Raw genomic sequence first — 17,491 nt, 5'->3', positions numbered from 1 at the left:
CCCACGTGCGAGCCGTCCAGGTCCTCCCCTACGACCCCCAGTGGCCCGTCCGGTTCGGAGCGACGGCCGCCGAGCTCCGCTCGGCGCTCGGCCCGGCCGCCGTCGCCGTCCACCACGTCGGGAGCACGGCCGTCCCCGGACTCGCGGCCAAGCCCGTCGTCGACGTCTTGGGCCAGCGTCGGGATACGTGTAAAATGTCATCACAGCGCTCTCGAATCGCCCATACTGAGCGGCGTGGCTGTTTTCAGAGTCCCGAACGGGCGCCCTCGGTACCGTCTGTCTCAGAAGGTCCGCCTTCCGGGACGGCGAGCGGTCGGCCCTGAGAGCGCGTAGAAGCCGCTTCCGGCCGGCTCCCGGTGGCCCCCCCCCGGGACAGGTCCGCTAACGTGACATCGAGCACGTATCCCGAAGGTCCCCCAATACGGGTGAACGGTGGTCGCGTGGTCTAGACCACGTCGGGCGCCAGGACCCTGCGATAACGCGGACGCCCACGCTGGCCTAACGTCGCCTTATGCCCCGCCTATCGTACAGTACCGTTCCATTGATTGTCGGACCCCGCGTTGGGGATAGGAGGGGGCGTCCTCTACGCCGTGCTCCGCGACCGCGTCCCCGGGAGCGGCCTCCGCCGGGGGGTCGTCTACGGGGCCGGGTCCTCGCTGGTGGTCGACGAGGGGCTGAGCCCGCTGCTCGCGTTCTCGCCCGGGCCGCTCGCGTTCCCGTGGCAGACGCACGCCCGGGGGTTCATCGGGCACCTCGTGTACGGCGGCGTCGTAGGGGCGGCCATGCGGGTCCAGGACCGGGCGGGGTGAGGGGGGCGTCAGGCCGCAGAGTCAGGGCCTGCGGCCGGGCTCTGAACGCCCCGCGCCTCGCTCGTTCCGGTCGCGGCGTCTCCGGTAGCGGCCAGGATGAGGCGGACCGCCTCCTCCGGGCGGTCCCACTGGGGGAAGTGCCCGCACCGGTCGAGCCACTCGAGCCGCGCGCCGGGGAACCGCGCCGTCGCCCGCTCGGCCTGCGAGGGGAAGCACACCCGGTCCTGACGGCCCCACACGATGAGGACCGGCCCGCGCTGCTCGTCGGCCGGCATCCCCTCCTGCGTCGGCCCCGTGACGAGCGCGCGGAGGGCCGCGTCGAACGAGGGCGCGGCGACGTAGCCCCGGAGCTCGTGGAGGGCGACCCCCGGGTCCAGCGCCCAAGGGCGGGCCGAGAACTGGAGGAGCAGGGCCGTGCGGCCGGCCGGGCTCGCGAGGACGCGCGGGAGCACGGGGTCGAGCACGCGCAAGAGCCGGACCGAGAGGGCGACCGAGGCCCCGAAGACGACCCGCTCGGGGCCGTTCCAGAACCCGCCCGGGTCGAGCGCGACGGCCGCGCCGACGGCCCGCCGCCGCGCCAGCTCCAGCACGAGCCGGGCGCCCATCGACGTGCCGACGGCGTCGACGCCCCGGAGGCCGTGCCCGTCCAGGAACCCCTCGAGGGCGTCGGCGAGCGCGGCGATGGAGACCTCGCCGTCGAGCGGCGGCGTCTCGCCGAAGCCGGGGAGGTCCGGGGCGATCACGTCGCGCTCGGCGGCGAGGGCGTCGAGGACCGTCTCCCAGGAGCGCCACGTGCCGCCGAGCCCGTGGACGAGGAGGAGCGGGGGGCCGGTCCCCTTACGGACGTGGTTCATGTTCATGGGGGTGTCGAGCAGGACCTGAGCTAGAAGTTGTGGCAACAAGCTTTCACGCAGAGGCCGTGCGGACCGTTCCGGGAGGGCGTGAGCGTGCCCCACGCCTCGGCCGGCGTCTCCGGAAAACGGCGCTTTCCCCGGCGCGCCAGGTGAACGAAGTGATCCGGCGCTGGCAGGGCCTCTGTTGTTCGGGAACCCGTCTGGGAAACAGCGCCCTGCAATCCCCCGATAGCCGAACGCTGTAGTCACTCTCGACCGAGCCCACGTCCTGTCGCACGGACGACCCCAGCGACGACGCGGACGCCGACCGTGCCCACCCGAGCGGCGAGCGCACGGGTAGCGCGCCGTGTCCCACGGACGGTACTGCGAGGAGCACCGTGAGCGGCGCGGAGCCCCTCCGGGACGCGACCGATCCGCCCGGCCGCCCGGCTGATCCGGGCGTCGAGGTCACGCAGCCGACGATCCCCCAGCGGCGTGCCGTCCGGCCCCGCGAGCGCCCGCTCCATCCGCCGGAGCCGGACCGCCAGCGCGCGTGCGACGGGATCGCTCGCGTGGCGCCCCGCACCCGCACTCAACGTCCGCGACGCCCCTGCCGCCTCCACGCGGGCCTGGTTCGCGCGGATGTAGCCCGCTCCCGTACGGGCGGCCTCCGAGGCCCCCGACCGCGCGGGGTCCGTCGTCTCGCGTCGGAGCAGGCCGAGCGCGCGTTTCGTCTCCGCCTTTCGGAGCGCGCCGAACGCCTCCGGCCGCTCGGCCATCTTCTGGGCCGCCGCGTCGGGTCCCTCGCGGGCGGCGAGCCCGAGGAACCGTTCACCCGCTGCGGTCGGGTCGGCGTAGACCCGTCCGAGCGCCTGCGAAAACGCCTCGCTCGCTCGGGCGGTCCGCGCCGTCGCCTTCTGAGCTGTGCGAGAGGCGCTCGCCCGGGTCCTGGCGAGCGCGTTTGCCGCGTGCCCGCGCCGGGCTCCGAGGCGGCCGACCCTCTCCCGCTCGGCGACGAGCGCGGCGAGGCGGTCGACCCGCCCGCCCGGCCTGACGTCGCGGTGGGAGGCCCGCTGTGCGAGCGTACGCTCGGCGAGGGACGGCCGGGGCTCCGCTTCCGTTTGACCCTGTGGCCCGCCGACCGCTCGGCGTGACGTGGCGGCCCCGGCCGCGAGGCGCGCGGCGGTGCCCGCAAGCCGGGGGAGCCGCCGCTCGACGTCCGTGTCCGGCTGTCCGCTCGCCCCGAGCGCCGCGAGCCCGCCCCGAGCAAGGCGGGAGGCGAGGACCGCTTTTGTCCTCGGGGCTACCAGCGAGGCCCGGTCCCCGGTGTGCCCAGCCGACGGCGTGCGCCCGAGCGCGCGGCGCCGAGCCCGGACCTGTCGGGACGTCCGGGCTGCCCCGCGCGTCCTGGGCCGCCCCCGGCGGGGCGACCGTGGGCTGTCTGCGCGGCGGGCAGCGTCCCGATCCGACGCCGCATTTCCGGAGTGGCGTGGCCCACCACCCTCCGTCCGTCCCGCCGACTCACGGAGCGGACCGAGCCGGTCCTCCAGCCGCTTTCGGCTCACCGTCCGTGAGACCGACGAGAGCTTCGCCTCTCGCGTCCCGTCGGTCACGACGGCGTCCCGGCCCCGGCGCTCCACGCGGAGTCCACTCGCGGCGAGGCGGGCGTTGAGATCGGCCCACGACTCCGACTCCCGGAGGTCGCCGAGCGACGTGGCCCGGACCTCCACGGCGAAGCCCTTCGAGCCGGCCGCCCCAGGTGAGGCTCCGTCCGGGAGCTCCTGTTCGAGCTCCCGGTTCCGACCCGTCCACCGGACGCCGAGCTCTCGCTCCTGGGCCTCCATCGAGGCCCGGAGCCGGTAGCGGTCGCGCCACGTCGACCACGCCTTCCCGTCTGGCCCCACGCGGTTGACCATGAGGTGGACGTGGGCGTGGGGCTGGTCCGTGTGCCGGACGACGAGGGCCTGGTGGTCCTCCAGCCCGAGGTCCCGGAGCGTCCGGTCGGCCGCCGCCCGGACCTCGGCCTCGGTCGGGTGGTCGTCGGGGTCGAATGCGATGGCGATGTGGTAGACCGGCTTCGCCACGCCGCTCGCGGCGGCCTCGTCCCGCATCTCGGCCGCGACCGCGTCGGGGTCGATCCGGCCCCCGTCCATCCCCTCCATCATGTTCCGCGTCTCGGCCCAGCCCACCCTCCCGTCGTCGCCGACGAGGTAGGTCCCAAGTGCCCCGAAGCTCTGGCCGGATGACGACGCAGCGATCACGACGGCCCCTCCGCTGAGCGGGATTCGCCCGCGTCCACCTCGGCGCGGCGTAGTAGGCGTGCACATATTATCGACACTCCCCGAGAGCGACGGGTAGCCCGCGTCCAGTTCCAGCCTGGTTCGCGGTAGAGGAGGGGTGCTGGTGCGCTCATGGTGTCCCCTCCAGACCGTCGTCCCCCGCCGCCCTTCCGACGCGGGCGACGGCGGCACGGACCTCGGCGATCGCGGCCTGCGCCTTGGCCTCGGTCGCGCCGCCCGCATTCGCCCGCCGGACGAGTTGATTGAGGTTGACGCCGATCCGACGGAGTGCTTTCCGGGCCGCCGCGTCGGCGAGCGGGACCACGGGCCGACCGAGCGCTCGGCGCCGCAGGAACTCCGAGACGGAGAGCCCGGCCTGGGACGCGGCCTCCCTGATCTGGTCGCGCTCGACGGAGGTGACCTGGAACCCGACCTGGACCTTCGGCCCCTCCTCCGGTTTTCGCGGCGGACGCCCCCCGGTCCGCTGGCGGCGTACCTTCGCCAGTGCTCCGCCAGAGACGGCCGGAGCCTGCCGGGTGGCGGGACCGGGCTGGCTCTCCGACCGCTGGGCACCCCCAGGCAGGGCGCCGGAGTCGGGCGAGTTCTTTATGGAAGAAAACCTCACTTGCCGAAAATCGCTTCACCAAAGTCAGGACCCCCAACATAGACGACGGCCCCATCGTCGATCAACCCCCGATTGCTCTGCCGAGGGCCGACCGACGGCAGAGAGCAGCGAGGACCATTCAGAGCCTCACGGGAGCCCCACCGAACCGGCGGAGGCCGGGGAGCGCCGGGACGCGGTAGAGCACCGACGCGACCCCACTCCGAGGCCTGAGTGAGCACTCGACCCCCGGCGTGACCGTCGCTTCGCAGCTCGACCCCGGTGCCCCGAACTCCCCGACACAGCAGGCGCGGATTTGACATCGCAGGAGGGAAGACGCTCGGGCACCGAGGTCGAGGTGTCTGTCGGTCTCCCTCGCCGACGGAGCCACATCGTCAGGCGCGACTCCGTGGGCGGGGCGGGGTGGTCCGAGCGGACGGGGGTCGCCTCCCGCCGGTGGGGGAAGGGAGCCGCCCACGCTGGACCTCGCGGTCTGTCACGATGGAGAGGGCGCGGGTCACGGAGCCGTGCCTCACCCGTCCCCCGTGGACCCTCTCCTTCTGTGATCGTGGGTCTCTCGCACATATGCCCGCCGTCTCGTTTGGGCGTCTGCCCGGCGGGGTCGGGTGGCGGGATCGGACGGCTTCCGACACCTACCAGGGAGAGCCCCCGGCCCGGACCGCGGTCGGGATCGCAGTCCTCACCCGGCCGTGTCCGAGCGCCCCCGTCCGTCCCCTAGGTTCCGCACCGCCGTCGGCCAGTTCGTCCGGGCCGCTGCCGTCCACAACGGGGTGTTCCGACCGGCCCCCGTCGTCCTCGTCCGCGCGCTCGCCGAGGTCGTCAGTGGAGGAGTGGCGACGCACGACGGGGGCGGCGCCGCTGATCGCGAGAGGGAAGGTCCACGTACGGCGACGGGCCGTCGCCGGAGGGGATCAGCGCTCGCCGCGTGGTCCACCCGCGCGGCCCTCTCCGTCGTGACCGTCGGCGCGTGCGTGGGGGCGCTCGCAGGGCCGGTCGTCACGTCCGGCGAAAGGGCTGGCGTGGGCGGCGCGTCGGCGTCGGCGCTGAGCGCTCTGTGGTCGTACGCCGAGGCCTCCCGGTCCGCGGGCGCGGAACTCACCCCCGGCGTGGTGCGGCCCACGTCCACGCCGGTGCCGGACTCCGCCCTAGTCGCCGGGCTCCACCGGCGTGCGGCGACCCTCCGGCGGCGGCCCGCCGTCCCCCCGGGCCTCCCGGTCGGCGCACCCGTCGCAGGTCCCGTCAGCTCGCCGTTCGGTCCCCGGCCACACCCCGTCACGCGCCGGGTCCGGAACCACTGGGGGACCGACTTCGCCGTCCCCCTCCGCACGCCCGTCCGGGCGACGGCCGATGGCCGGGTGCTCTCCGTCGGTCGGCGGCCGGGCTACGGGCTCACGGTCGAGCTGGAGCACCGGGACCGGTCCGGGCTCGAGACGACCACCCTCTACGCCCACCTCGACGCCGCCACCGTCGCCGAGGGCGCGCCCGTCCGGCGGGGCGACGTCGTCGGGCTGAGCGGCGGGGTGGGGCCTGGCGCCGGGCTCTCGACGGGTCCCCACGTCCACTACGAGGTCCGCGAGCGGACGCCCGGTCGGGCGGCCTCCAGCGCGCGGGCCGTCGACCCGGCCGTCCTCTACGACCGCGTCCGGTCGTGGGGGGCCGAGACCGTCCGCCAGCGCCGCGCGCTCATGAGCACAGCCCGAGCGCTGGCGGCCCGCGCCCGGGCGGAGGGCGGCGCTCCCACCACCGTCTCCCGGACGGCTCTCCTCCCGGATCGATGAACCCCACCGCACGCGCTCGAACCGAGCGCTCTACCCGCGCGACGTCCGATCAGCCCGCACCTCGGGACGGCCCCCCCCACGTCGCGACCTCGGCCACCCGGTCCCCGATCCCGCTCACGGATGGCGAGCGGGGCGTGCTCGAAGCCCTCCTCCGCCTCGCGAGAGACGGTGGTTCGGGATCGGTCTCGGTCCCCGTCGCCGACCTCGCCGGAGCGGCCGGGCTGGCCGCGGGCGACACGCAGGGGGCGGCCTCCGTCCTCCGCTCGCTCGCCGGGCGCGTCGCCGAGTGGACGTCCCCGACCCGCCGGACGATCGCGCCGCTGCTCGCGGAGGTCCAGGTGGAGGGGTCCGTGTGCCGGTGCGTCCTGTCCCCCGCCCTACGCCGCCAGCTCTCACCGGACGAGGACGACGCGAGAGGGGGGACCCCGGCGCTGAGGCAGCGGCTCACCGAGTTCGGGCTGACCGGGCGCCAGGTCGAGCGCGCGCTCGAGCTCCCCGCCGAGCACGTCGAGCGGAACCTGGCCTACGTCGAGGGCGAGCTCGCGCGCGGCCGGGAGATCGAGGCGCTCGGGGCGTACACCTACCGGGCGATCCAGGGCGACTGGGGCGGGAGCGCCGAGGCGGCCCGGAAGAAGCGGGCGGCCGTCCGGCAAGAGGCGTCGGCCCGGGCGAAGGAGACGGCCCGCGCTCTGTTCCCGCCCCCGGCGCTCGTCCTCGACCGGGCCGCGCGGCTGGAGGCCGAGGAGGACCGGAGGCTCGACGAGCACGTAGCGGGGCTCACGGACGCCGAGAGGGTCCGGCTCGACGCCGAGGCCGTGCAGCACCTCCGGGCGTCCTCGCACCCCGGCGCGGCCGAGGTCGAGCGGGCCGTCACCGCGGACGCCGAGCCGACGCTCGGGCCGGCCGCGCTCGGCGCGCTCACGGCCGCGCGCCGCGACGTCATGGCCGACTGGCTCCGGCGTGGGGCGTTCGCGGTCCTCGTCGGTCTCTCGGTCTTCGCTGCCGGTTGCACCCGAGGAGAGTCGGCGGTTCCACGGTCCACCTCCGAGGAGCACGCCTTGACGGCAGAGGACCTCCCGCTCCTCGGCGTGTGGGATCTCGCGGACGTGGGCTCGGGGTTCGGAGAGTGCCACGAGGCGTCCATCGGGTTCCGCTCCGACGGCCGGTACATGGCGAAGAGCGGGGACCAGGTCGTCGTCGGACGCTACGTGGCCGAGCCCGCCGTCGTCGACGGGCGAGAGGGGTTCCTCGTCGCCCAACGACCGGAGGCCCACAACGACCGGCCGAACTGCCAGGGGGTGCCCGCCGACGTGTCGTTGGCGACGAGTCCTCCTGCCGCGTTCGTCGAGGTGCACCTCGCTACGGACGACCGCCAGCCCGAGCGCGCGCGGCTGTACTTCGGCGGGCAGTCGGAGCGCCTAGCCGCGCACCTCGTCCGCCGGACGCTCCACGATTGAGACGGGTCCTCCCCGGAACGGACGGGGGCGCCGTCTATCTTTGAACCGCCCCCCACGATTCCGACGTCCCCCCGCCCGGATGACCGCTACGAGAGAGACCGACCCAGACGCCATCGCCGACGACACCGGCGGGAGTGATTCCGCCGACGGCCCACCGTCATGGCTCACCGACGGGCCTGCCGAGACGCGGAGGACGACGACCCGGAGCTTCCGGCTCTCGCCGTCCGAATGCGACCGGATCGACCGGGCCGCGGCCGAGGTGGGGATGACGACCTCGGCCTACCTCCGGTCCCGCGTGCTCGGGCCGGGACCCGACGTGGCCGCGTGGCGGCGGGCGTACGAGCTGGTCAGAGAGCTCGAGGCGGAGGCGGAGCGTGGGCCGGTATCGGCCGAGCGCGTGGGCCGGTTGCGGGCGGCGTTCGAGGAGGTCGCCCTCACCGTCTTCCCCGAGGGTGGGGCCGGAGGTTGATCCCAGCGGACGGGGCCGCCGTCCGTTTCCCAGGATTACGAGTCGGGCTCGGCGCGCCGGTTGAGCCGGTCGAGGAGGAGCCGGTTCCGCTCGCGGACAAAGGTGCGGCGGGCCTCGGCGTCGTCTTCGGCGAGGGCGACGCGGACGGTGGGGGGGAGGGCGGCGTGGACGGTCCCGTTGATCTCGGCCTGCTCGTCGTCGGGGAGCGAGCGGTAGATCTCGGTGCACCACCGCTCGGTCTCGCGGTACGCCTCGGCGATCTCGGCCTCCAGAGCCGGGGGGAGCCGGTAGCCCTCGCCGGAGCGGTAGCGGATGGCCGACTTGATCCACGAGCGGGGGCTCTTGATCTCTTTGCCCCCCGCGACGGCCCAGTGGTAGTGCTCGAGCTGGCGGACGACGAGGTTCCAACCGTACTCGCGGACGAGCGTCTCGGCCTCGGCCGGCTCGACGCCCAGCCCCACGAGGGCGGAGACGATGGCCTGGCGGGACGGGTAGAGCACGCACTGAAACCGGAGCGTCCTCGTGAAGACGAACTTCTTGCCGGAGGCCGTCTTCGAGGGTCGGACCTCCCAGGTGCAGTAGCCGCGGTCGGCGAGCGTGTCGAAGTGGGGACCGAGCTTGGAGATGATCTGGGAGGGGTGCTCGGACCCGATCCGGTAGTTGAGGATGCGGTTGGCGAACTCGACCACGTCCATCTCGACGGTCGACCCCTGGAGGAAGCGCTTGTCGAGCCAGCGGTAGGCCAGCTTGACGGTGTCGTTCGGGAGCGCGTAGTAGAACTGGGTCGAGAGCGTCTTCCCGTAGGTGAGCGAGATGAGCTGGAACATGGTCGGGGCCCAGGCCACGTACGTCTCGCCGACGGGGTTGTCCTCGGACGGGTCCATCGCGTGGGAGTCGAGGACGTTGAACGCGAACTTCCAGTGGGTCTGGGTCTCCGGGTTCCAGAGCGCGTTCGTCTCGATCGTCATCGTCTGGAGCTGGTCGATGACGTGCTCGAGCCGGTCGTAATAGTGTTTGGTCGTGGGCCACCCCATGAGCGTGAGGAGCTCGTACCGGGTCGTCCGCAGGATCCGGTCGGAGAACCCGGTGTCCTCGGAGAGCGAGAGGAGGGCGACCATGACGTCGTTGACGTGGTGCTCAGGGATCCCGTTGGCACAGACGACGGACCGGTAGAACCGCTTGCGGACGGTCTTCCCCTTCTCGGTCACGACGCCCTCCCACTCGGCGCGGTAGCTGGTCTCGGTGATCTCGATGTCGAACTGGCGCTCGCCCTTCTCCCAGGGCGTCCGGATCCCCTCCCCGCTCTTGAGCGCCCGGGTGCGGGGGATGCCCAGGACGAGGTCGACGAGGTTCATGTCGTCGTAGCCCTCGACGGGACCACGGGCGAGGTCCTGGTCGATCACGTCGAACAACGTGAGCTGGTCGTCGGGCTTCGTCTCGGGGGTCGGGTCGGCGGAACGTCGGGCCATGGGGGGGCACTCTTTAAAACAAGAACAAAAGACAGAGTAGCTACAAGTTCTGGAGGGGCCGGGAGGCGGGCTAGACCGTTGGGGCGCAACGCGCTATGGATATCCACATTGGGGCGCCATTTTCCCAGGATTACGACCTTTTTCCCAGCCTTACGACACTCGTTTCCCAGGATTACGATGCCGGTTGCCCAGCCTTACGACACCCCTTTCCCAGGATTACGAGTCGGGTTGCCCAGCCTTACGAGCCCGGTTGCCCAGGATTACGAGGGTGTGGATAAGTCCGACCTGGGAGAGAGGGCGAGGTCGTTTCCCAGGATTACGACACCCCCTTCCAGGTCGGGCCGAGCGCGTGAACCGGGCGTAAACCTCGTTTCCCAGGATTACGATACGGCCTGAGCTACTTGACGAGCCGGGGGGCGATGGGGACGGGCTCGGGCGCGCCGATGGCGATCTCGGGGAACGCGGGGTGGGCCGGGTTGAGGATGAGGTTGGTGTGGTGGGGGAGGAGGACGGAGGGGAGGAGGAGCGCGGGCGTGCGGGCGTCGTGGACCCACGTGTCCCCGAACGACTGCGTCGACCGCGAGGGCGGGGTGGAGCGCCAGTCGCCTGGGAGGTCGGGCTCGGGGGCCGATTCTACGAGGTCGTCGGGGACCTCGACCCGAAAGGCGATGCGCCCGAAGAGCGCGCGGTAGGAGGGGAGGTGAACAGTGACCTCGAGGACGGCGAGCGCGAGGGTGTCAGCCGAGTAGACGACGCGGGTGCCGGGCGAGTTGAACCGCCCGCCGACGCGCTGGGCGCCCTCGCCGTCGAAAGCGGTGGCGGCGTACCGGGCGTGGACGACGCGCCAGGCGACCAGTGGGTCGCTCACGCGAGGACCCCGTGGTCGATCCGGTGGAGGAGGGCCTCGACCTCACGGGCGCCGGGCTCCGTGTGGGCGTAGGCGAGGGGCGTCGAGCCGCCGAGCGCCCACTGGGGGAGGTGGAACCAACGCCGGGCGTCGTCCTCGGCCGCCTCGCGCTCGCCGTCGGCGTCGAAGGTCTCGACCGCTTTCTCGAAGAGCCGGGCGAGGCGGTAGAGCCGGTCGGACTCCTCGGGGGCCAGCCGCCCGGCCTGGCGGCGGCGGGCGAGCGTGCGGGGCGAGGCCCCGGCGGCCCGGGCGAGCTCGGCGGGGGAGAGTGCGAGGCGGTCGGCGAGGCGGTCGGCGGCCGTCGGTGGGAACCCCCGCTCGACGCGGGCGATGGCGTCGGCGGAGGTGGCGGCGCGGAGGCCGAGGGACCAACCGAGCGGGGTCGTGCTCATGGGGACAGGTGGCTTATGTGAACGGCCAGATGGCAAGATACTGACGGGGACCGTGTCGGGTTGCGAGGACCGGCGTGGGGGCGAGGCTCGCTGGGACGTACAGGGAGGACGCGACGGAAGGGGCGGTCTCACGGGCTCAGGCCCGCGGTCGGCAAGCGCGCCTCCGTCAGCCACTCCGTAGACGCTCGCGCATGGCGGCGGCTCGGCACCGTTCGTGGCGTCGTATTCTGGCCGTGCAGAAATTCTGCTCAGCGCCCCTTGTCTACGATCCGAGACCGCGCCGCCGCGAAGAAACGCCCCGCTCGTCGAGCCCCCGGCGTGCGGGGCGCGGCCGTCCAGGTCCGCGACCGCGGGGTCATCACGCTCCCGAAACCGCTCCGCGAGCGGTACGGGCTCGGCACGGGCGACGTCCTCGACATCGTCGACCTCGACGGCGTGTTCGTCCTGAGCCCCCGGGCGTCGGTCGTCCCCGAGCTCGCGGCCGAGATCGAGCGGCTCCGTGTCGAGGCCGGACTCTCGACCGAGGACCTATTGGAGAGCCTGCGCGCCGAGCGCGAGCGGGCCACGCGCGAGCGGTACGGGGACACCCTCGTCGACGGGCTGGCGACGCCCGACGCCGAGGGCTGAGACCGGAGGCCTCTCCTCCGCGTGACGGTCGACGCCGACGTGCTGTTCGCCGGCTAGGCCTCGCCGTCGGATCGCTCGGCGGGCCTGGTCATAGGCCCGCCGACGGTCCGACTCCGGTCGTCCGACCTCGCGCTCATCGACGGGGCCACCAGCGTGGAGGAGGCGCGTGGGTCCCCTCATCGGTTGTCTTGGTGGCATACCGAGTGTACGTTGCCATCGTTCTGAATGCGTCCTGCCCCCACGGCCATGCCTACGATCACTGTCCGGAACGTCCCCGACGCCGTCGTCCGCCGGCTCAAGGCCCGCGCCGAGCGGAACCGCCGGAGCCTCAACGGCGAGGTCGTCACGCTCCTCGAGGAGGCCGCGCTCGCCCCGCCCCAAGACGTCGAGGCCCTGCTGGCCGAGGCCGACTCCTGGTTCACCGGTCCGCTCCCGGACCTCGCGGCCGAGGGGAAGCGGGCGGGTCGGAAGTACGAGACGGCCAGGGAGCCCCACCCGGGGGGGGCGGCGCCCCCAGGGGACCCGTCGTGATCGTCGTCGACACCGACGTCGTCTCGGCGTTCTGGATCCGGGGGGGGCGGACGTCGGTGGCTCGCCAAGCCCGCAAGCGCGACGGGGACTGGGTGGTCCCGCCGCTCTGGCGGTCCGAGTTCCGGAGCGTGCTCCGCCAGTACCTCGTCGGCGGCTACGTCTCGCTGGGCCAGGCGCTGTGGTTCGCCGAGAAGGCCGAGGCCGACCTCCGCGGGCGCGAGCGGGCGACCGGGACGGCCGACGTGCTCCGACTCGTCGAACGGACCGGGCACTCGGCGTACGACTGCGAGTACGTCGCGCTGGCCGAGGCCGAGGGCGCCCGGTTGGTGACGGGCGACCGGACGGTGGCCCGGCTCTTCCCGACGACGGCCGTGCTGCTGGAGGACTTCGCTGCGGGGGGCTGACGGGAGTAGCCATTATTGCAGATTTCCCATACCCCCGATTCACCCCGACGGGAGCGCCAACCGGTCGGGCCGTCTCCCCGACGCGGGCGGGCCGAGCGGAGGGGGCGGGGCGGATAATTTTGACTTATGAGAATCACAGTTCTCAGAAGTCGTATGTTCCACGACGACGACCTCCGGCTACTCGCTTGGATCGGGTAGTGGACGAAGTGAAATTGCAATAACGGAATGAACGAGTCGGCCCTTTCTGTCCCAGCCCTCGCCGTCGTCGAGGTAGGCCACCAACGGCCGGGCCCCAACCCGGCGACGGTCTACTTCGCCCGGCTCGCGCCCGGCAGCCGCCGGACGATGCGCGGGGCGCTCGCGACGGTGGCCGCCATTTGCGTGCCCGACGCGGATCCGGCGCCGGATCCGGAGGCGTTCCCGTGGTGGTCGTTCCGAGCCGAGCACGCCAAGGCTGTCCGGGCCGTGCTCGCTGAGCGGTTCAAGTACACGACCGTCAACAAGACGCTCTCCGCGCTCCGGGGCGTGCTGCGAGAGGCGTGGGAGCTTGGGCTCATGGAGACCGAGCATTACCACCGGGCGGCGGCCGTCCGCGCCGTCAAGGGGTCCTCGGCGGCGGCGGCCACAGGCCGGTCCCTCGCAAGAGGCGAGCTCCGCGCGCTCATCGAGGCGTGCCTGACCCCGGTCTCACCTCGGAAGGGCGTCGCGCCCGTCGTCACCGAGAAGGGCCAGCGGGACGCGGCGCTCGTCGCGCTCGGGTACGGGTGCGGGCTCCGCCGCGACGAGCTGGCATCGCTCGCCGTCGGGGACCTCGACCTCGTGCAGCGGCGGGTCGTCGTGCGCGGCAAGGGCAACAAGGAGCGCGTCGTGCCGATCCCGCCGGGGGCCTTCCACGCGCTCCGCGACTACCTGGAGGTGCGGACCGGGGGGCTCGTCGGCCGGGACGGCGAGGCCTCCCTCCTCTCGCCTCTATATAAGGAGACTCCCCTCTTCGTCCGGGCCAGGCGGGGCGGGGCGCTGGTGGCCGACGCCGACACGCTGACCGGCCAGGCAGTGTACCACGTGCTCAAGACGCGGGCGGCAGAGGCCGGTGTAGAGGCGTTCAGCCCCCACGACCTCCGCCGGACGTACGTCGGCGACCTCCTCGACGAGGGGGCCGACCTCGCCGTCGCCCAGCAGCTCGCGGGGCACGCCAGCCCGACGACGACGGCCGGGTACGACCGGCGCGGGGAGCGCGCGAAGGAGCAGGCGGCCTCCAGGCTCGACGTCCCCTACGACGGATAAGATGCCGCGCTACACGCCCACAGCGAGGGTCCTAAGGTCTCACCACGTACTGCGATAACCAGGCAGCGAAGAACGGGTCCTCAAGGCGATGTCTGACGCTCCCCCTCGCCTCCTCCTCGCGGGCAACGCCGATGCGGACGAGCGCGTCGAGAGCCGTCCGCATCGTGCTCAAGGGCAGGCCGTACTGGCGGAGGATCGGGCGGGAGTACAGCCCGGTTCCGTCTGTGGCGACGACGGCGAGGAGCGACTTCTGTTGGGCGGCTGTGAGTCGGTTCCAGGTCTGGGTGTAGAACGGGTCGTCGCGGCGGACGAGCCGGTCGAGCACATCGCGTACGTCGGCTTCCGTGAGGGGGCCGTCCGCTCCCTCACTCCGAACGGTTGCCCAGCACTCGTGGGCCAGCCGTTGCACGTTGTATGGCACGTCCTCGGCGAGGTCGAGGATGGCCTCAACAGCGTCGTCGCCGAGTGACCTGGGGGCCCCCTCGAAGCCGGCTTGGAGGAACGGGCGGAAGTCGTCTCGTGGGATGGGTCCGACGAAGAGGCGGGAGCCGAGCCGGTAAAACGGGCGAGCGGGGTCGCCCGTCATCTCGGACAGGAGGGCCGTCTTGGAACCGGCGAACACGTAGGCGAGGTGGTCGTGGCTCTGGACGGCCGCGCGGACTTGGCCCTCGGCCTCCACGCCCCCCCGCTCGACGACCTGCTGAAACTCGTCGATGACGACGGCCACACGCTTACCCGAGGCACCAGCGAGCTTGTCGAGCCCGTCGAGCGCCTCGACGAGGAGGACCTCCTCGTCAGTGCTCGCGGCAGCCCCGAGCGAGACGGAGAATGACTGGTCGAGCGGGTTGTACGAGAGTTGGGGGCGGAGGACACCGAAGGCCTCCTGGATCTTCTGCCCCGCCTTCTTGATCGATCCCGTGAGGTGGGTGGCCGCGTCGGCGACGAGGGCGCGGGAGAGGAGTGAGAGTGTCGGGTAAGCCTCGGCGTTGTGGCGGAGGACGACGGCACCGCCCGCGCGGGCGCGCTCGGCCGCCGCACGGAGGATGGAGGTCTTGCCGAAACGGCGCGGGCCGATGAGGAAGAGGCGCCCCCCGTCTTCCATCGTCTGGAGGACGGTGTCGACCTCGTCGGCGCGGTCGACCAACTCGCTGGCGGAGAGCTCTCGGCCGAACTCGAAGGGGTTGGTCAAGACTGCTGCGAGGTTGTGCGCTGCGCTATATTACGAAAGCAGCGTTCCTCTGTGTGCCTCCCGTCCTTCTACGCCCGCGGCCACTGGCTCTGGCACCGCCCTCGATGCCCGACTCCACCGATACATCCGAGACGACCGAGGGGTCCCTTCGATTCGGGGTAGACGCCGGGCTCTTGTTCCAACTGGGCGAGCAGCTCGTCGCCCGTCGCTCCGTCGCGCTCTCGGAGCTTATCAAGAACGCCTACGACGCCGACGCCACGGAGGTCTCAGTCCTCCTCGAGGGCGTGACGAAGCCGAACGGGTCAATCATCGTCCAAGACAATGGAACGGGGATGACGTTCGAGCAGGTGCGGGACCACTGGATGCGGGTGGCGACCGACGCGAAGCGCAGAGAGCCTTACTCCCCCATCGCGAAGCGCCCCAGGACAGGGGAGAAGGGGGTGGGCCGGTTCGCGACCCGGAGGCTCGGGCACAAGCTCACGCTAGTGTCCGTCGCCGAGCGGCCGGAGGGGGACCGGGAGGAGGTGACCGTCGAGTTCGACTGGGCCGGACGGTTCAAGCACGGGCTGTCGCTCGACACGATCGACGTCGACTACTCCCGCCGCCCGGTCCCGAACGACTACCCGACCGGGACCGTCGTGTACGTCGAGGACACCCGGGATCGGTGGACGGAGGACGACATGGCCGCGCTCCGCAAGGACCTTGTCGCCTTGGTCAACCCATTCGCGGGGTCCAAGCTCGTCGGCGACGTGCGACCAGAACCGAAGCAAGACCCTGACGGGTCAGCCGAGCCCGACCAGGGGGGAAGCCCGCCCGAGTCGCTCGGCTTCAAAGTCAAACTGGAGGCCCCGGAGTTCCCAGACTACGAGGGCGAGGTCACCGACTACTTCCTCACGGCGGCATGGGCCACGCTGGCAGGCGTCGTGGAGGCCGACGGGAGCGCCCGGTACCGGATCAAGATCCGCGAGACGGGCGAGGACCTGACGCACGAGACCGACCCTGGGACGTTCTCCAGCATCCCCAAGGCCGAGTTCGTCATCTTCTACTTCGTGTACAAAGGGGACCTGTTCGGCGAGTTCAACTTCGGCTCGAACGACGCCCGTCGGATCGGTCGGTCGGTCGGGGGCGTGCGGATCTACCTCGACGACTTCCGGGTCTTCCCGTACGGAGACCCCCAAGACGACTGGCTCCGCCTGAACGAGATGCGGGCGAGCCGGACCCCCCAGCTCCTGAGGAGGAACATGGGGATGAAGGAGGCCGCCGGTCTCCCCGCATCCGAGCGCCCCGAACTCCTCGTCCCGGGCAACAACCAGTTGTTCGGGGCCGTCGAGATCTCGCGGTTCGACCAGCCCGCCATCGAGGTCAACGTGAGCCGCGAACGGCTGACTGAAAACGATGCGTTCGAGGAGCTCCGGGGGTTCGTGTCGCTGGGGATCTACTGGATGACCGTCCAGTACTCCCGCGTGACCCTCCCTGAGCGGGAGGCCCGCCGCCAGGATCGGCGCGAGAGTGCGGCGGTGAAGGCCGAGGACGCCGAGGGTCTTCTCCGGAAGCTGAAGGACCAGATCGGCGACGACCCCTCGACGGTCATCGAGCAGCTCCCCCAGATCAAGGAGGCAGTCGATGCGCTAGGAGCGCAGATCCGTGACGTCCGAGACTCGGCAGAGTCCGAGCTTAGGGACCGGATTAGCGAGCGAGCCATGCTCCGGGTGCTGGCATCGACGGGAACGGCGGTGAGCGTGGTGACGCACCAGCTCGAGGGCGTCACGGAGGGGGCTGACAGCATCGCGACCGACGTCCGGGAGGCAGTCGAAGCCGGCGGCGAAGACGTACGGGTCGCGTTCGAGCCTATCGTCGGTCGCGTTGAGGGGTGGAAGGAGCTGGTAGAGAAGCAGGTTGGCCTCCTCGGGTTCTTGCTCGGCCGAAATTCGAAAGACCGACGACGGCGCGTCACGCTCCGCCCGTTCGTTGGCAATCTGGCGGACGGGTTCTCAGCCTACCGTCAGAGGCTGTCCGTCGAGTTCACGAACGCGGTCCCCGGCGGCCTCCGGACCCCACCCCTGTACGAGGCCGAGCTCGGAGCCATCCTCCTCAACGCATATACAAACTCCCTCAAGGCACTGAGGGACGTCGACCCCTCACGGAGGCACTTCGGCGTCTCGGCTGAGGCCTCTGACGGAGAGTTCAGACTCTACGTTTTCGACACCGGGCCAGGCATCCCAGAGGCGGACTGGGAGCGGGTGTTCGAGCCGTTCGTTTCAACGAGCGAGCCGGACCCGGTCCTAGGCGCGGGGACCGGGCTCGGACTCATGGTCGTAGCCGACCTCCTGTCCGAGTACGGGGGGCGTGCATCGTTCGTGGACCCACGGGATGTCGCGTCGCTCCCTCCGTGCGCCGTCCCATGGGCGACGGTGCTCCAGGTCTCTTTGCCCCTCGCCTAG

At 71.9% G+C, this 17,491-nt stretch carries 17 protein-coding genes; 10 read left to right on the top strand and 7 right to left on the bottom strand.

Features of this window, described 5'->3' with window-relative positions; genetic code table 11:
* Nucleotides 1-5: 5 nt before the first annotated feature.
* Together BSZ37_RS22825 and BSZ37_RS22240 are read left to right on the top strand one after the other, a co-directional pair.
* The gene (locus BSZ37_RS22825; RefSeq protein WP_095512534.1) at nt 6-323 is read left to right on the top strand and encodes a GrpB family protein; all 318 of its coding nucleotides are present in this window, start codon (nt 6-8) and stop codon (nt 321-323) included.
* A 267-nt stretch (nt 324-590) separates the two neighbouring features.
* Nucleotides 591-809: a hypothetical protein gene (locus BSZ37_RS22240; RefSeq protein WP_095512533.1), complete on the top strand. Its 219-nt coding sequence runs from the start codon at nt 591-593 to the stop codon at nt 807-809.
* An 8-nt stretch (nt 810-817) separates the two neighbouring features.
* Here the strand turns inward: BSZ37_RS22240 and BSZ37_RS20415 are convergent, their stop codons facing one another.
* The 3 genes from BSZ37_RS20415 to BSZ37_RS22900 form a co-directional block, all read right to left on the bottom strand.
* On the bottom strand, nt 818-1,669 hold the full coding sequence (locus tag BSZ37_RS20415) for an alpha/beta fold hydrolase (RefSeq protein WP_095512532.1): 852 nt from the start codon (nt 1,667-1,669) through the stop codon (nt 818-820).
* A 239-nt stretch (nt 1,670-1,908) separates the two neighbouring features.
* Nucleotides 1,909-3,903 carry a relaxase/mobilization nuclease domain-containing protein gene (locus BSZ37_RS20410; protein WP_179299802.1) on the bottom strand — a complete coding sequence of 665 codons (1,995 nt, stop codon included), beginning with the start codon at nt 3,901-3,903 and terminating at the stop codon, nt 1,909-1,911.
* 148 nt (nt 3,904-4,051) lie between these two features.
* The gene (locus BSZ37_RS22900) at nt 4,052-4,546 is read right to left on the bottom strand and encodes a plasmid mobilization protein (protein ID WP_095512530.1); all 495 of its coding nucleotides are present in this window, start codon (nt 4,544-4,546) and stop codon (nt 4,052-4,054) included.
* Between the two features lie 602 nt (nt 4,547-5,148).
* Between BSZ37_RS22900 and BSZ37_RS22820 the strand changes: the two genes are divergently transcribed.
* The 3 genes from BSZ37_RS22820 to BSZ37_RS20390 all read left to right on the top strand — a co-directional run bounded on the left by BSZ37_RS22820 (nt 5,149) and on the right by BSZ37_RS20390 (nt 8,247).
* Nucleotides 5,149-6,321, top strand: a complete 1,173-nt coding sequence (locus BSZ37_RS22820; RefSeq protein ID WP_095512529.1) for a peptidoglycan DD-metalloendopeptidase family protein — start codon at nt 5,149-5,151, stop codon at nt 6,319-6,321.
* Between the two features lie 134 nt (nt 6,322-6,455).
* Nucleotides 6,456-7,778 carry a hypothetical protein gene (locus tag BSZ37_RS20395; protein ID WP_095512528.1) on the top strand — a complete coding sequence of 441 codons (1,323 nt, stop codon included), beginning with the start codon at nt 6,456-6,458 and terminating at the stop codon, nt 7,776-7,778.
* A gap of 79 nt (nt 7,779-7,857) precedes the next feature.
* Nucleotides 7,858-8,247, top strand: a complete 390-nt coding sequence (locus BSZ37_RS20390; RefSeq protein ID WP_095512527.1) for a plasmid mobilization protein — start codon at nt 7,858-7,860, stop codon at nt 8,245-8,247.
* 35 nt (nt 8,248-8,282) lie between these two features.
* On the opposite strand, the gene BSZ37_RS20385 is transcribed toward BSZ37_RS20390, so the two are convergent.
* The 3 genes from BSZ37_RS20385 to parS all read right to left on the bottom strand — a co-directional run bounded on the left by BSZ37_RS20385 (nt 8,283) and on the right by parS (nt 11,015).
* The gene (locus BSZ37_RS20385; protein WP_095512526.1) at nt 8,283-9,716 is read right to left on the bottom strand and encodes a replication initiator protein A; all 1,434 of its coding nucleotides are present in this window, start codon (nt 9,714-9,716) and stop codon (nt 8,283-8,285) included.
* Between the two features lie 397 nt (nt 9,717-10,113).
* Nucleotides 10,114-10,584: an RES family NAD+ phosphorylase gene (locus BSZ37_RS20380; RefSeq protein ID WP_095512525.1), complete on the bottom strand. Its 471-nt coding sequence runs from the start codon at nt 10,582-10,584 to the stop codon at nt 10,114-10,116.
* Entirely contained in the window at nt 10,581-11,015 is a 435-nt protein-coding gene (gene parS / locus BSZ37_RS20375; protein ID WP_095512524.1) for a type II RES/Xre toxin-antitoxin system antitoxin, read from the bottom strand. The genes BSZ37_RS20380 and parS overlap by 4 nt, the downstream gene beginning before the upstream one ends.
* 258 nt (nt 11,016-11,273) lie before the next feature.
* Between parS and BSZ37_RS20370 the strand changes: the two genes are divergently transcribed.
* The 4 genes from BSZ37_RS20370 (at nt 11,274) to BSZ37_RS20355 (ending at nt 13,861) form a co-directional block, all read left to right on the top strand.
* Nucleotides 11,274-11,642 (top strand): AbrB/MazE/SpoVT family DNA-binding domain-containing protein, encoded by a 369-nt coding sequence (locus BSZ37_RS20370; protein WP_143537778.1) that lies wholly within the window; start codon nt 11,274-11,276, stop codon nt 11,640-11,642.
* Nucleotides 11,643-11,888: 246 nt separating this feature from the next.
* Complete coding sequence (locus BSZ37_RS20365) at nt 11,889-12,173, top strand: FitA-like ribbon-helix-helix domain-containing protein (protein WP_095512522.1); 285 nt, start codon at nt 11,889-11,891, stop codon at nt 12,171-12,173.
* A complete protein-coding gene (locus tag BSZ37_RS20360; protein ID WP_095512521.1) occupies nt 12,170-12,577 on the top strand; it encodes a type II toxin-antitoxin system VapC family toxin in 408 nt (135 codons plus the stop codon). The genes BSZ37_RS20365 and BSZ37_RS20360 overlap by 4 nt, the downstream gene beginning before the upstream one ends.
* 225 nt (nt 12,578-12,802) lie before the next feature.
* On the top strand, nt 12,803-13,861 hold the full coding sequence (locus BSZ37_RS20355; protein WP_095512520.1) for a tyrosine-type recombinase/integrase: 1,059 nt from the start codon (nt 12,803-12,805) through the stop codon (nt 13,859-13,861).
* Nucleotides 13,862-13,892: 31 nt separating this feature from the next.
* Here BSZ37_RS20355 and BSZ37_RS20350 read toward each other — a convergent pair whose 3' ends face one another.
* On the bottom strand, nt 13,893-15,050 hold the full coding sequence (locus BSZ37_RS20350; RefSeq protein WP_095512519.1) for an AAA family ATPase: 1,158 nt from the start codon (nt 15,048-15,050) through the stop codon (nt 13,893-13,895).
* Between the two features lie 104 nt (nt 15,051-15,154).
* Here BSZ37_RS20350 and BSZ37_RS20345 point away from each other — a divergent pair, with 104 nt between their 5' ends.
* The gene (locus BSZ37_RS20345) at nt 15,155-17,491 is read left to right on the top strand and encodes an ATP-binding protein (RefSeq protein ID WP_095512518.1); all 2,337 of its coding nucleotides are present in this window, start codon (nt 15,155-15,157) and stop codon (nt 17,489-17,491) included.

The organism is Rubrivirga marina (assembly GCF_002283365.1).
GTDB classification, from domain to species: Bacteria; Bacteroidota; Rhodothermia; order Rhodothermales; family Rubricoccaceae; genus Rubrivirga; species Rubrivirga marina.
This window is presented reverse-complemented; position numbering and strand designations above follow the sequence as displayed.

Bases quoted from the DNA above. Each gene is read 5' to 3' on its own strand.
- parS (WP_095512524.1), bottom strand. From the start codon at position 11,015: ATGAGCACGACCCCGCTCGGTTGGTCCCTCGGCCTCCGCGCCGCCACC.
- BSZ37_RS20355 (WP_095512520.1), top strand. From the start codon at position 12,803: ATGAACGAGTCGGCCCTTTCTGTCCCAGCCCTCGCCGTCGTCGAGGTA.
- BSZ37_RS20390 (WP_095512527.1), top strand. From the start codon at position 7,858: ATGACCGCTACGAGAGAGACCGACCCAGACGCCATCGCCGACGACACC.
- BSZ37_RS20385 (WP_095512526.1), bottom strand. From the start codon at position 9,716: ATGGCCCGACGTTCCGCCGACCCGACCCCCGAGACGAAGCCCGACGAC.
- BSZ37_RS20365 (WP_095512522.1), top strand. From the start codon at position 11,889: ATGCCTACGATCACTGTCCGGAACGTCCCCGACGCCGTCGTCCGCCGG.
- BSZ37_RS20415 (WP_095512532.1), bottom strand. From the start codon at position 1,669: ATGAACATGAACCACGTCCGTAAGGGGACCGGCCCCCCGCTCCTCCTC.
- BSZ37_RS20345 (WP_095512518.1), top strand. From the start codon at position 15,155: ATGCCCGACTCCACCGATACATCCGAGACGACCGAGGGGTCCCTTCGA.